The sequence below is a fragment of the Sulfuricurvum sp. genome, assembly GCF_031427015.1.
GTDB lineage: Bacteria > Campylobacterota > Campylobacteria > Campylobacterales > Sulfurimonadaceae > Sulfuricurvum.
In genome coordinates, this window is the sequence record NZ_JASJOW010000004.1 from 165,747 (window position 1) to 180,174 (window position 14,428).

General features: G+C 43.9%; 9 protein-coding genes. 7 read left to right on the forward strand and 2 right to left on the reverse strand.

From position 1 onward, the window contains the following. The first annotated feature begins 41 nt into the window (after nt 1-41). The 6 genes from RMO68_RS09320 (at nt 42) to RMO68_RS09345 (ending at nt 11,245) form a co-directional block, all read left to right on the forward strand. Nucleotides 42-2,222 (forward strand): type I secretion system permease/ATPase, encoded by a 2,181-nt coding sequence (locus RMO68_RS09320; protein ID WP_310440476.1) that lies wholly within the window; start codon nt 42-44, stop codon nt 2,220-2,222. Next, a complete protein-coding gene (locus tag RMO68_RS09325) occupies nt 2,219-3,556 on the forward strand; it encodes an HlyD family type I secretion periplasmic adaptor subunit (RefSeq protein WP_310440477.1) in 1,338 nt (445 codons plus the stop codon). The genes RMO68_RS09320 and RMO68_RS09325 overlap by 4 nt, the downstream gene beginning before the upstream one ends. 1 nt (nt 3,557) lies before the next feature. After that, the gene (locus RMO68_RS09330) at nt 3,558-4,148 is read left to right on the forward strand and encodes a response regulator transcription factor (RefSeq protein ID WP_310440478.1); all 591 of its coding nucleotides are present in this window, start codon (nt 3,558-3,560) and stop codon (nt 4,146-4,148) included. 94 nt (nt 4,149-4,242) lie between these two features. Continuing rightward, nucleotides 4,243-8,616, forward strand: a complete 4,374-nt coding sequence (locus tag RMO68_RS09335) for an Ig-like domain-containing protein (RefSeq protein ID WP_310440479.1) — start codon at nt 4,243-4,245, stop codon at nt 8,614-8,616. A 20-nt stretch (nt 8,617-8,636) separates the two neighbouring features. After that, a complete protein-coding gene (locus tag RMO68_RS09340; protein WP_310440480.1) occupies nt 8,637-9,281 on the forward strand; it encodes a transglutaminase-like cysteine peptidase in 645 nt (214 codons plus the stop codon). Between the two features lie 2 nt (nt 9,282-9,283). Next, the gene (locus RMO68_RS09345; protein ID WP_310440481.1) at nt 9,284-11,245 is read left to right on the forward strand and encodes an EAL domain-containing protein; all 1,962 of its coding nucleotides are present in this window, start codon (nt 9,284-9,286) and stop codon (nt 11,243-11,245) included. A gap of 82 nt (nt 11,246-11,327) precedes the next feature. Here RMO68_RS09345 and RMO68_RS09350 read toward each other — a convergent pair whose 3' ends face one another. Both RMO68_RS09350 and RMO68_RS09355 read right to left on the reverse strand, forming a co-directional pair. Then, nucleotides 11,328-12,155 (reverse strand): iron-binding protein, encoded by an 828-nt coding sequence (locus RMO68_RS09350; RefSeq protein WP_310440482.1) that lies wholly within the window; start codon nt 12,153-12,155, stop codon nt 11,328-11,330. Next, nucleotides 12,152-12,583 (reverse strand): iron-sulfur cluster assembly scaffold protein, encoded by a 432-nt coding sequence (locus RMO68_RS09355; RefSeq protein WP_310440483.1) that lies wholly within the window; start codon nt 12,581-12,583, stop codon nt 12,152-12,154. Before RMO68_RS09355 ends, RMO68_RS09350 begins: the two co-directional genes overlap by 4 nt. Before the next feature lie 59 nt (nt 12,584-12,642). On the opposite strand from RMO68_RS09355, the gene RMO68_RS09360 reads away from it, so the two are divergent. Continuing rightward, a complete protein-coding gene (locus tag RMO68_RS09360; protein WP_310440484.1) occupies nt 12,643-14,382 on the forward strand; it encodes a YgiQ family radical SAM protein in 1,740 nt (579 codons plus the stop codon). Nucleotides 14,383-14,428: the final 46 nt, after the last annotated feature.

Sequence of the window (14,428 nt, forward strand, 5' to 3'; positions counted from 1 at the left end):
GTATACAATACGTTGGACTTTATGATGAAGGTTTGTCAAAGATGAGTGAGGAATTAGAAGGACGAATGGCTGATCCCGAAGGTGCTGTATTCGGCGTTGACCCGTTGTTGCAATGTTTGGTGTTATTTACTCAGATCTATCATAAACCTTTTACCGCGGAAGCGTTGATGGCAGGTTTGCCTACCGCGCCGTGGGGCGGTGCACTTCGTCTTTACAGTTTGAAATCGTCTAAAGGTCTTTTTGCCCGTGCCGCAAGTCGTGCCGGGCTCAAAAGCACATTAATTCATCGAAAACTCTCCGATATCTCCCCTTTGCAGCTCCCGATGATCTTGTTACTCGAAAACTCGCACGCGTGTATCCTCGATTCGATCTCTGCGGATAAAAAAACATGTAAAATCATCCTTCCGGCTGAAGAGGCACTCGAAGAGAGTGTCCCCATGGAAATGTTGAGCGGTGAGTATACGGGATTTGCATTTTTGATTAAAAAACCGTTTGTCTATAATGAGAGTGATACGCTGACCCTTAATGTAAAACATAAACATTGGTTTTGGGATACGTTGAAACTCTCTAAAAACATTTATCGCGATGTTATTTATGCAACCGTATTGGTCAATCTTTTTGTTTTGGCCAGTCCTCTTTTTACGATGAGTGTGTATGACCGTGTCATTCCTAACAACGCCACAGAGACATTGTGGGTATTTGCTATCGGCGTATTAGTCGTCTATGTTCTGGATACCTTCTTAAAATTTACGCGGGCGATGCTTTTGGAAAGTGCGGGGAAGAAAAGCGACATCATTATGTCCTCTATTATTTTTGAAAAAGTGCTTGATCTCAAAATGGCATCGCATCCTAAATCGGTCGGTTCCTTTGCCAGCAATTTAAAAGATTTTGACTCGATACGCTCGTTTTTAACCAATGCTACGTTAACCGCTTTGGTCGATTTCCCTTTTGCCGTTCTCTTTTTATTGGTGATCGGATATATCGGGGGATGGATGGTGGTGGTTCCTATCGTCATGATGTTTCTGATATTGGGGTATGCCCTTTTTATGCGTAATACCCTTCGAGAGAGTATCGAAGAGACCCATAAATCCTCAGCCGCTAAAAGTTCAATTTTGATCGAAGCGTTACAAAATATCGAAACCCTTAAAACTCTCGGAGCATCCGGACAAGTTCAATGGGCGTGGGAAGAAGCGACGGGTGAAATTGCCCAAAAAAGTTTGAAATCACGACTAATTTCTACCTCTATCTCTACGGTAACCGGCTTTTTGACACAATTGACAACGGTGCTATTGGTGATTGTCGGGGTTTATATGATTGGTGAGCATGAATTGACCATGGGGGGACTGATCGCTATCATCATTATCGCAGGACGTACGGTTGCTCCGATGGGACAGGCCGCCGCTTTGATCTCAAACTATTCGGATGCAAAAACCGCGTACGATGCGATTGAGGGGATTATTTCTCAGCCGTCTGAACGTCCACACGGGAAAAAATTTATTACCCGACCGGAACTCAAGGGGGAAATTGAGTTTAAAAATGTCAGTTTCGCTTACGATGAATCGGATCACAGCGCACTGAAAAATATCTCTTTTACGATTAAACCGGGTGAAAAAGTGGCTATTATCGGTCGGATCGGATCGGGGAAAAGTACGGTTTCCAAACTCTTGCTTCATCTGTATGAACCGAGTGAAGGGTCGATTTTACTCGACGGTATTGATATTAAACAGATTGACCCCGCTGATTTACGCAAGAATATTTCGTATGTTTCACAAGATATTACGTTATTCAAAGGGTCTGTCAAAGATAACATTGCCTATCGCTCAACACGTGCGAGTGATGAACAGATGATTCGTGCCTCCATGATTTCCGGAGCCGATGAGTTTATCCGTAAACATCCGAAAGGGTACGAAATGGCCATAGGGGAACGGGGAATGGGGCTTTCCGGAGGGCAACGCCAAAGTATCGGAATCGCGCGGGCATTGTTGTTTGAATCCCCTATCGTCATTATGGACGAGCCGACGAATGCGATGGATCAGTTGAGTGAAAATCGTCTTATGACGAATTTGAAGAGTTATCTTGAGGATAAAACGGCGATTTTGATTACCCAAAAAAATACGGTTTTACCGTTGGTGGATCGGGTTATCGTGATGAATGAAGGTAAAATCCATCTCGACGGCCCACGAGATCAAGTAATCGCTAAACTTTCAGGAGGTGTAGAATGAGTCAGAAGCCGCGATTCTCATTTGATGCCAATGACTATCAGTTTATGCGCAGTCTCTCAGCCGCAGTATTGGAAGATACCCCATCACGTCTTCGTTCAGTCCTTTTGTTTTGGATCGTAACGGTTCTTTTTATTTTCTTATGGGCGGCTCTGGCTCCGATCGATGAAATCGTTAGAGGAGACGGCAAAGTTATTCCCGGCGGCGAGAATCAGATGATTCAGCATCTTGAGGGGGGGATTGTCAGTGCCATTATGGTTAAAGAGGGGCAAAAAGTAAATGCCGGCGATACATTGCTACGCGTTGATAATGTTAAATCCTCGTCTACTTATGAGAGTTCTCAATACAAATCGGCAGAGCTTCGAGCAAAAATTGTCCGTTTGCGTGCCGAAACCACAGGGAGCGCTTTTTCTCCTACACCGGAAGATTTGGCAAAAATACCGATGCAAATTATGCAAGAACGGAGTGTTTATACCTCGAATCAGGAAAGACTTCGTTCTCAAATATCGGCATTGAATGATCAACTTACCCAAAAGCAGAATGATAAAATAGAAGCACAAGGGCGCATTATGGAGCAAAAACGGGCTCTTGCTTTGATTAAAGAAGAGGTCGCTATTTCTGAACCGATGGTTGCACAGGGGATTAAACCGCGCGTAGAATTTTTGAAATTGCAACGTGAATTGAGTGATGTCAGTGAACGCTACAATGCGGTTCTCTCTTCAATTCCGAGACTCAATGCCGCAATCAACGAGATGAGTAGCAAGATTCGAGAAACTCGATCTGAATTTACGATGAAAGCGCAAATGGAGCTAAATGAAGCGGAGACGGAGTATAAACGGATCGGTGCGGAGAGTTCGGCACTGGCGGATCAAGTTACCCGAACCGTTATTAATTCACCTATCAACGGTATTGTCCAAAAACTTTATGTCAATACGGTCGGGGGAGTTATCAAGCCGGGAGATAATCTGATCGAGATTGTTCCGACAGAGGGGGGATTACTGGCGGAAGCAAAAGTGAAGCCTGCCGATATCGCATTTATCTACCCGGGACAAGAGGCTATCGTTAAAGTTACGGCATATGATTTCTCACTATACGGTTCTTTGCATGGAAAAGTCGTCACGATCAGCCCTGATACGGTGACGGATAAAAATGATGATGTCTATTATGTCGTGAAAGTTCAAACCGATAAAAAATATTTGGGTACCAAAGAGAAACCGCTTAAAATCATCCCCGGCATGATGATCAATGTTGATGTTATTACCGGCAAGAAAACCGTTTTAGAGTACATATTAAAACCGATATTAAAAGCCAAACAATATACGTTTACGGAGCGGTAAATTGAGATTGTATTTACTCTCCGATGATAGTGCATTGCGTGATCGATGGATGAGTAGTTTAATGATATTAAAACCGACAGTCTCTTCAATGATTTCATCGGATATCGAGCGAGAAGCGATTCTTTTTGTCCATGATACAATGATTGTACCGATGAGTGAAACGGAGATAAAAGATCTTTTTGGACGTCGTGTCATGGTATTTTCGATGACACCTGATTTTTCTGAAGCACAACACTTTTTACAACGTGGAGCCATGGGGTATGGCAATGCGATGATGCATGAGTCCCATTTGCATTCAGCGTATCAAGCACTTGAAGAGGGAAAAGTATGGCTTCATCCCGATTTTATCACGTTGATGATTTCCCAAATCCAAGATCGTAACAGTTCAAAAGAAAAATCATTAGCCGTATTGGAAGTTTTAAGCCCTAGAGAACGTGAGGTGGCCCTTATGCTAGGTGATGGAGCTACACACCAAGAAATTGCCGATACGTTGGAGATTACGGTTCGAACAATCAAAGCGCATGCGAGTGCAATTTATCAAAAACTCTCCGTCAAAGATCGTCTCGCCCTCTCTTTACTTCTTCATTCGTGATTTTCTCTCAAATTAGTACCTAAGTACAATAGTATTACTTTTTGATCTAAGCTAAAATGTAAAATATAAAAATTTCTCATTTTAGGGGATCGCTATGGCACGGGTAGTAGGATATGTAAAATCTTTAGAACAAGGTGTATTTTTTGTCAAAGATAAGCAAGGTAACATCCGAGAATTAAAAAAAGGTGAAGCGATCAAAGACGGTGAACAGGTTTCCGGTGCACCCAATAACCCTCAAAGTGCCAAAATTGTTATTGATATAACACTCGAAGGGAGCGGTGATATCGTCATTGCCGGTAATGGAGCCCTTAACATCGATTCTTCATTATTAAAAGGGCTATTTACCGATGAAGATGCGGTTGTTCATTTAGATTCTATTAAAGAGATATTGGCGCGTAATGAAATAAAAGCGGATGATGATGAAAAAAATGAAAAAGAGGATGAAACCTCAGCCGGCGATACGCTAAGCAGTCAAGAACAGCCTGGAAGTGTCGTATTTGAAGAGCGTAGCGGATCGCTCGAAAACCCAATCGATATGAATGAAGATACTACCACGGTGCTTGAAGAGGATGAAGATACTGGAGGATCAAATAATGGTTCCGGTGTTAATGAATTTCGTCCGGTTATTTTTGAAAATTCAGATGAAACACCTGCTCAAAATACCGATACGACCACCGTCAGCCTCAGTGCCGATAAATCGAGTATCACCGAAGCGGGCGGAGTGATCACCTACACCGCCACCCTCACGAACCCAAGCTCAGGGGTAACGACCGTCCACACGACCCTTGGGGATATTACGATCGCCAACGGTGCGACGAGCGGTACCTTGGCGTACAGTGTTGCGGCCAACGAAGACGTATACCTCGACGCAGGAAGTGTGAGCAACGCGATCACCGGCGCGACCAACGCTACCTTCGAGAACCTTTCGGCCAACACGACACCGGTCTCTACGAGTATTACCGATACGACCGGACCGGTGATTGCAAACCAAAGTTTCATTTATGGAGAAAACCAAACGGCAGGTGCAATCGTTGCTACAGTGGTGGCAAGCGATACCGTTGGAGTGAGCGGATTTACTTTCACGATGACAGGAACCAACACTTCGGCAGACGGTTTCTATCAAATTGATAATAGCGGTGTCATCACTCTAACCGTGGCGGGATCGGCTTCAGCCGTGAATGACTTCGAACAAGGAAGCAACAGCGGAAACTACGCTATTACCGTCAAAGATACTGCCGGCAACATGACCACTGCGACGATTACTCTCAATGAGAATAATATCAACGAAGCACCGATAGCCGTCGATGATGGCAATAGTATTAGCGGAACTCATTTTGGGTTAAGAGGTGAATATTTTGGAATTAATACCTCTGATTCGGGCGATAACGATAATTATTTGATTGATTCAATCGCCGATTTTAGAAGTATGATCAGTGATAAAACTCCGGATGCTACTTTTACTGGATCGAATATTTTTTATGGATATGGGACAGGGTCTGTTTCACTGAATCAAAATTTAGTTGAATTCTTAAATACGGACAGTGCCTCATTGGTATGGAATGACAGCAGTAACCATGCTGAAGGAGGGATTCATCTTTCAGGCTCAATTTACTTAGAGGCCGGAAGTTATAATTTTAAAGTTCTCGGTGATGATGGGTATGAGATTTTACTCAACGGTGTTCAAGTTGCAGCGGTTAATAAAAATCAATCGCCGACTGAAGACACTTTTTCATATACTATCCCTACTGACGGCTATTATGCTATAGATATGATTTGGTGGGATCAAGGCGGTGAATATGTTTTCCAACCTGTATTTTCTAAAGATGGCGGCGAGTACCACTATATTGATTCTAGTATTTTGATTCAAGATACGGATACAAGTTCTTTATTGGCAACATCCCAAGATACTCCACTGGTGATAGATACTGCAAAAGTATTAAGCAATGATAATGACAATGATTCGTCTAACCTTCGTGTTACAAGTGTAGGAAACGCTTCTCACGGTGTTGCTACATTGAATGCAGAGACCGGAGAGATAACTTTTACACCTGATGCAGGTTATGTGGGGCAAGCTTCATTTACCTATATGATGTCTGATGGCGATCCTCAAAATCCGTTGACCGACTCAGCAACGGTTACTTTATACGTACATGGTTCATCTGAAGTAGTGCCAAGTAATACCGATACGACGGCACCTACGCTAGAGATTACTTCTTCGAGCGATCTTCTTGAAGAGGGAGAGAGTGCAACCATTACCTTTACCTTTAGTGAAGCGGTAAACGGATTTACCAATGGTGATATTAGCGTCGCAGGGGGAAGTCTTAGTGGTCTTAGTACGGCGGATAACACTACGTGGAGTGCAACGTTTACAAAAGACAGCACCTCAACGGCTCCATCCATCAGTGTCGCTAACAGCAGTTATACCGATACGGCTGAAAACGACGGAATCGGTGATAGCTTGAGCTTGAGTACTTTCTTCCCTGGGGGTGAAAGCGGAAGCGGCAACGGAGATGATACGATACACGGAGGAGGAGCTGCTGATGTACTTGTCGGAGATGTCGGCGGTCTTGTTACAACGGTTCAGGAAGGTTCAAACTATAACATTGCATTGATTGTAGATACCTCGGGAAGTATGTCGAGCACTCAAATGACACTTATGAAAAATGCGTTGAATAATTTGATTTCTAACTTATCCGGACATGATGGAACGATTAATATCAGTTTGATCAGTTTTGCGACAACGGCTACTCTCAAAATGTCAATCGATGATTTCTCCACAAGCGATATATCATCATTGACAAATGCTATCAATAACCTCAGTGCCGTAGGCGGGACCAATTATGAAGATGCATTTGACGAAGCACAATCATGGCTTACTTCTTCGCCTCAGGATGATTTTGAAAATTTAGTCTTCTTTTTAACCGACGGAGATCCAACGTATTATAACAACAGTAACGGAAGTATCGGAGGTACAGGAAACACTACCGATACCGCGACACTACAAAATTCTATTGATGCCTTTACGGCACTCACGACAGCCGTCGAGGGGGTAGAAGTTCATGCCGTCGGTATGGGCTCGGGTGTGAATGAAACGTATTTGAATTTCTTTGATAATACGTCGACAGTGAGTGAGACTACGATTAATCTGGGGACAACAACGACAACTTTGGCCGATTTCTCATATTCTAATGATGCGTTAGATGACGTCAATCAATGGACGAAGTCAGGCGATAGTAATGGAAGTGTTCAAGTCAGTGACGGATATTTACGTATAAAAGATGCAAAATCGAATCAAACTAGTACCGTGGTAACGAGTGCCGCGATCACGGTAAGTGCCGATGAGAGTTCATTGAGTTTTGACTATAAAACAACGGAATGGAACAATGGGGACAATGCGAGTTGGAAATTACAAATCTTGCAAAACGGGGTTTGGAGTGATACGGCAAATGGCTCGACACTGAGTGAAACATGGTATTACTCTACGAAAATCACCACAACGACCCCTTTAGAGAGCGGAACGTATCGGATAGTATTTAATGTTAAAGATGGTTCAAACTCTGATAAAGCTGAGTTAAGAATTGATAATATACGTTTAACAACGCCGAATCTCATTACCGCATCGGTGGGTCAAGCTCACGTTATCTACACGGCGGCAGAACTGGAAGCGGCTTTGGTACAAGGATCCAGTACGATTGAACTTGCGGCGGTAGGTGCGGATACGGTTTATGGCGGAAACGGTGACGATGTTATTTTCGGAGATACCATTAATACCGATACTCTACCGTGGGGAGTTGATGGAAATCCGGCTAAACCGGCTGATCTTCATGACGGTTTAGGTCTTGATGGTCTTAAAACATTTTTGGAATTGAAAAACGGAACTGCTCCTACCGATGCAGAGCTTTACGATTACATCAAAACCAATCATGCTGCATTTAATGTAGAGAATGATGTACGCGGCGGTAATGATACTTTATCGGGAGAAGCCGGGAACGATGTCTTGTATGGTCAAGGGGGCAATGATACCCTTGATGGAGGTGCCGGCAGTGATATCATGTACGGCGGTACCGGAAATGACACCCTTATCTTTGATGGTGTTGACAGTGTGGTTGATGGTGGATCAGGGCTTGATACATTGGTACTGTCGATGAATACTTCCATTAATTTTGATTCATTGATCACTAATCCGGTGAGCAACATTGAAGTGATCGATTTAGCTCAAAACGGCGATCACCAAATGGTGAATATATCCTTGCAAGATGTCATTGATATGACCGATGGAAATAATGATTTGTATATTCTCGGCGATGCCGGTGACAAAGTAACGGTAGATACCACAACCTTAACCAAACAAGACGGAAGCGTGAGTGAAGTGGTGAACGGAAGCGAACATACCTTTGATGTTTATGTCAACGCTTCTGATCCGACCGTAACCCTCAAAATTGAGCAAACGATCACTGACACGATCTGATATTTGGCTAAAATTAGAGGATGAAAAGAACACTCACCTTTTTTCTCATTACGGCGGTACTCTCCGCCGTACTTTTCAGCTCTCCTGAATTTTCTATCACCAAAGCTTTTTTAGATAAAATTGAGCGCGAATATGGCCCTTTTGCCGCGCGGCGCGCTTATGCGCTGGTGCAAATGATGAATGAAGCAAGAGATGCTAATGAGCTTGAAAAGCTTGAAAAAGTGAATGATTTTTTTAATCAAACACCCTATGCCGCGGATAAAGAGACGTGGGGGGAGAGTGATTATTGGGCGACACGGTATGAGTTTATCGGAAAAGATAAAGCAGACTGTGAAGACTACGTCATCGCCAAATATTTTACCCTGAAAGAGTTAGGGGTTCCCCCCTCTAAACTTTTTATGACGTATGCCAAATCAATACGGTACAAAACGGCACATTTGGTGTTGACATACTACGAAACATCCCGTTCCGTCCCATTGGTTCTGGATAATTACAACTATAAAATTCTCCCCGCTTCGAAACGAAATGATTTGATACCGATTTACAGTTTTAGCGGAGATGAGTTGTTTAACGCCAAGCAGGCTCAGATCGGGAAAATGGTTCCGGCATCAACCCGCCAGAAACGTTCGTGGAATGAATTAGTAATAACAAGGTCAAAGGAATAAAAATGAGTTTATTTAAACAACTGGTGATGATGTTAAGCCTCTTTTTAGCGGTTATTTTGGTATCGGTTATGGTTCTTAATTTTCGATCGGCAACCGAATTTGCCCAAAACCAACTCTATAATGATGCTAAAAATACGGCCCATTCTCTGGGACTTTCACTTTCTAAAGTCGCTGACCCTTCAGATACTTCGAGCATGGAGACGATGATTAATGCTATTTATGACAGTGGATATTATCAGCGTATACGTTTAGCCGATGTTGAGGGAAAAGAGGTTTATGTGCGAGAGAGCGAAGTCCGTGTTAGCGATGTCCCTCAGTGGTTTATCGAGATGGTACCGATTTATAATGCGAGTGCATCGAGTGAAATTATGATCGGATGGAGCCGTTTCGGGACGCTTGAAGTGAGTGCCCATACCGGTAACACGTATCGACAGCTTTATTCGACCTTGATTGATCTGATCTATACTTTTATGATGATTGCTGCGGTAGTCTTTATTATGCTCTATTTCCTCCTTTCATTGAGTCTCAAATCGCTTAAACGGATCGGGGAACAAGCGAAAGCGATTATTGACAATGAGTTTATTGTTGAGAAAAAAATCCCTTTTACGACTGAACTTCGTTCGGTTACAACAGCGATGAATGCGATGGTTGAGAAAGTAAAAGATATTTTTGATCGGGAAAACGAGACGTTGCGTCGGTATCATGAACTGCTTTATAAAGATTCGGAAACCAAACTGCATAATCGACGTTATCTGACCGCCAAGCTTCCCGATTACATCCAATCGGATGCTTCGCTCTCTTCCGGTACCTATGTGATGGTGAGTTTGAATGAGATCGACCGACTCAAACGTGAAAAAGGGTATGAACGCTACAGTACGTTAATTAATACTCTTGCGGAAGAGCTTAATATTCAAATGGGTTCATTTCGTCATGCCCTGATCGCAAGACTTAATGAGTCCGATTTTTTTGTAGCGCTACCCGCGTGTGAAGTGGAGAGTGTTACGCATCAGGTTGAAAATCTGATGTCGAAGATGCGTCGTGTTATTGTGCAAATGGAGGGTGAAGTATCTAAATATTTGGTGATGGGATGTGGTATCGGAACGTACAGTGAGAGCGATACCCTTAAATCACTCTTTTCACGTGCCGACCATACGGTTACCCAAGCAAAACTTTGCGGACGTTTAGTAATTGATGCAAACCAAGAGAGTGACTCCATTTTGGTACTCGGGCGTGAAGAGTGGCGAAAAGAGTTGTTAAAAAGTTTGGATGAGTCTCGAATGCTCTTGGCATTTCAAAGTGTCGTTGAACAGCGTGTTGATCATTTGAGTGTGATACATGAAGAGATATTCTTACGGTTGCTTGATCGTGAGGGGACGATCCATTCGGCCGGATATTTCATTCCTATTGCGACCAGTTTGGGGCTTATCGATACGCTGGATCGTTATATGATTGAAAAAGTTTTTAAACATATTAAGGAACACAACCCCCTTACCCCCTTAGCCCTTAATCTTAGTGCTGATTTTGTTAAGAAATATGAGAATATTCAATGGTTACGAGAAGAGTTAGAGAGTTTTAGACGTCACAATGATCTGGTATTATGGTTTGAAGTGAGTAATACAACGGCACTCTATCAGCTCGAAGCGGTATCAACGATCAGTGCGATGGTGAAAATGTTCGGATACCATTTCGGAATTGACCATTTTACGATTCCCGAAGCAGGAGCCCATTACCTCCAAGCGATTCGTCCCGATTATGTAAAAGCGAATAATGCCTATTTGCAGGATATGATGTTTGATCAAGAGACGGGTAAAAGCAGGGAGAGTTTTAATAATGTGATCCGAAGTCTCGGTATCTCCATTATTGCCATTAATATTGAAGAAGCTGAGGATGTCGAACGTTTAAAACTCCTCGGAATTGAACAGTTCCAAGGTGCCCATATCGCTCCTGTAGCATTGTTGCAGTAGTCTTACCCTTTTTTACGGGTAAGCACGAAAGCAAAAGCGGCTATAACCGCCACTAAGATAAAAATATTGCCTTGCTCTTCCATCAAAATTCTCCTAATAGTTTTTTCATGATTTCAATATGATAACTCTCTTGATAATTAATAAACTCAAAAAATGCCGAGAGTTTTTCATCGGTGATTGAAGAGGAGAGGCGGCGGCACTCCTCTTTGGCATTTTCCTCTTCGATTATCCCTCCGCGGAGAAATTTTTCCATATCGGCAATTTCATAAGTACGGGAATGGAGTGTTCTAGGGAGTGAGAGTATTCCCATTTTTGTCATCATCTCCGCAAAGGAACGCAGATGAAAATGCGATTCATCCATCAAATCTTGAAAATGGCTCACTTGCGATGCTGTCGTGGCACGAATTTGCCGGTAAAAATAGACCATGATTAGCTCGTACTCTTTATAAAGCTCTTCAAATAAGAAGAGGGCAAGCGCATCCGTTTCGCTTACACTTAAAAGGGCATCCGGCCAATTCAGGGAGCGATTGAAAGCGCTCAGAATTTCATCTAACGATATTTTTTCGAGATAAGCGTTTAGGGTAGAGAGCATATAGCTTTCATCATGGCGCATTCGTTCAAAAAGAGGGGTCTCATCGTATAGAAGATGGAGCGATTTTATCTCGTTGATCGTTGTCCGGACAAGGGTGAAAAATGATTCGCTCTCTATACTAAAGAGGGTGTCTCGCCCATAGTTATACGAAACATTATTCTCATAAAGTGATCCGGCAACCCATTTGAGATGACGGAATTCAATTTGGGAGAATTCATACAGACGGTTTTTGATCGACGGATTATTGATGGCAAACGATAAAAAAGCGATTCTCAGCCACAGCTGATGTTTTCGTTGAAAAAGAGTCGCATCCATCATACTTCTACCTCACATTTCATACCGATTTCGATAGCGTGCAACTCTTCTGTGCTCCCGTGAGCTTTCTCGTTTTTGTGAATTTGAGCGGCTTCGAAAGCGGTTAGTACCATTTGTGCGCACGCTTGTTGTTTTACAGGTCCCTGTGCCACTTTTTCACGTAGTTTTACCGCCGCGCGTGCAGCATAGTCGAGAGATTCACCTTTAATCATTTCAGTAAACATTGATCCCAATACGACGGTATCGTGACATCCGTTGGTAGCGTATCCGACATTTTGGAGGATTTCATTTTCTGTTTGAATATAAAAAATGACAAACTCACCGCTTTGTTCAGAATGCCCGACTCCGACTCCGGTAGCGTTCTCAATCGGACCGTAGTTGCGCGGGTGCATGAGATGCTCGATAATCTCTTGATTTAGATTGTTTTCCATTTAATGATTATAACGTAGGTTGAACCTCTTTGTAAGAGTCCTCACCGTACAATCGCGTTATGAAAACCCTAACCCCTGAAACTCTCCGTTATTTACCCACTACCCGTGCCGAAATGGACGCACGGGGCTGGGATGCGTGCGATATCATCCTGATCTCGGGTGATGCCTATATCGATTCACCGTTTATCGGGGTTGCCGTGGTAGGACGGATATTGGAGCGGGAGGGGTATCGTGTCGGGATTATCGGACAGCCCGACATCACTACGGATGACGTGATGCGGTTGGGGGAACCGAAACTCTTTTGGGGGGTGAGCGGCGGGAGTGTCGATTCGATGGTCTCCAACTATACGGCGACGAAAAAATTCCGCAACAGCGACGACTATACCCCCGGCGGTGTTAATAACGCGCGACCCGATCGTGCGACGCTGGTCTATACGAACCTGATCCGCAAATATTTCAAAAACACCGTCCCTATCGTGTTGGGGGGGATCGAGGCGAGTTTGCGCCGCGTGAGCCATTATGACTACTGGACGAACAAACTGCGCAAACCGATCCTCTTTGATTCTAAAGCCGACTATCTGATTTACGGGATGGGGGAGGGGGCGATCATCGCTCTGCCCAAAGCGTTGGCCGCCGGAGAATCCCCTTATGACATTCGAGGGGTGTGTTATATTGCCAAAGAACCGCGTGAGGGGTATTTGACGTTGCCATCGCATGCCGAGTGTTTGGAAAACAAAGAGCGTTATATCGATCTCTTCGATATGTTTTACAACCATAACGATCCTATTTCGGCAAAGGGGCTATGTCAAGAGGTAGACGGACGCTACGCGATCCAAAACCCTCCTGCCGATTATCTGGATGAGAACGAGATGGACGCGGTGAGTGCCTTGCCCTTTACCCGTGAACTTCATCCCTACCATCGTCCCAAAGGTGCGGTGAAGTGTCTTGAGACGATTAAATTCTCCATTATGACCCATCAAGGGTGTTGGGGTGAGTGTAATTTCTGCGCCATCGGGGTTCATCAGGGGCGCACCATCCGCACCCGCAGTGAGGAATCCATCCTAAAAGAGGCGGTACAGTTTACCGAGTACAAAGATTTCAAAGGGATCATCAGTGACGTCGGAGGCCCGACGGCGAACATGTACGGCTACGAGTGCAATAAAAAGCTCAAACACGGTACGTGTGACCATCAGCGGTGTGTCGATGATACCCATCTGTGCAAATCGATGAAAGTCGATCACACCCGTGTACTCAATCTCCTCCGTCGTCTGCGTGAAGTGCGAGGGATCAAAAAAGCGTTTGTCGCTTCAGGGGTGCGGTATGATCTCATCAACGAAGATAAACGTCAGGGGTATGAGTATCTCAAAGAGATGGTGCGTCATCACATCTCGGGACAGATGAAGGTCGCCCCCGAACACACCTCGGAACACGTTCTCCATCTGATGAACAAACCGGGGAAACAGACTCTCGTTGATTTCAAAAAGCTTTATGATAAATTGAACAAAGAAGAGGGTAAAAAGCAGTTCTTGACCTACTATCTCATCGCCGCCCATCCGGGATGTACCGAGAAAGATATGCACGATCTTAAACGCTTTACGAGCGAAGAGCTGAAAATGAATCCAGAGCAGGCACAGGTTTTCACTCCGACACCGGGAACGTATTCTGCGGTAATGTACTACACCGAGATGGATCCGCTAACACGTAAAAAAATCTTCGTCGAAAAAGATACGGCACGCAAAGAGAAGCAAAAGCAGATAGTGGTTGCCAAAGACAATTTCAAAAGCGGGTTTGGGAGTTAAATCGCAACCCTAAAAAATAGTGGAACAATTTTTGCGCTCTTACCTC

Bases quoted from the DNA above. Each gene is read 5' to 3' on its own strand.
- RMO68_RS09345 (WP_310440481.1), top strand. From the start codon at position 9,284: ATGAGTTTATTTAAACAACTGGTGATGATGTTAAGCCTCTTTTTAGCG.
- RMO68_RS09340 (WP_310440480.1), top strand. From the start codon at position 8,637: ATGAAAAGAACACTCACCTTTTTTCTCATTACGGCGGTACTCTCCGCC.
- RMO68_RS09350 (WP_310440482.1), bottom strand. From the start codon at position 12,155: ATGATGGATGCGACTCTTTTTCAACGAAAACATCAGCTGTGGCTGAGA.
- RMO68_RS09360 (WP_310440484.1), top strand. From the start codon at position 12,643: ATGAAAACCCTAACCCCTGAAACTCTCCGTTATTTACCCACTACCCGT.
- RMO68_RS09320 (WP_310440476.1), top strand. From the start codon at position 42: ATGAGTGAGGAATTAGAAGGACGAATGGCTGATCCCGAAGGTGCTGTA.
- RMO68_RS09325 (WP_310440477.1), top strand. From the start codon at position 2,219: ATGAGTCAGAAGCCGCGATTCTCATTTGATGCCAATGACTATCAGTTT.
- RMO68_RS09355 (WP_310440483.1), bottom strand. From the start codon at position 12,583: ATGGAAAACAATCTAAATCAAGAGATTATCGAGCATCTCATGCACCCG.
- RMO68_RS09335 (WP_310440479.1), top strand. From the start codon at position 4,243: ATGGCACGGGTAGTAGGATATGTAAAATCTTTAGAACAAGGTGTATTT.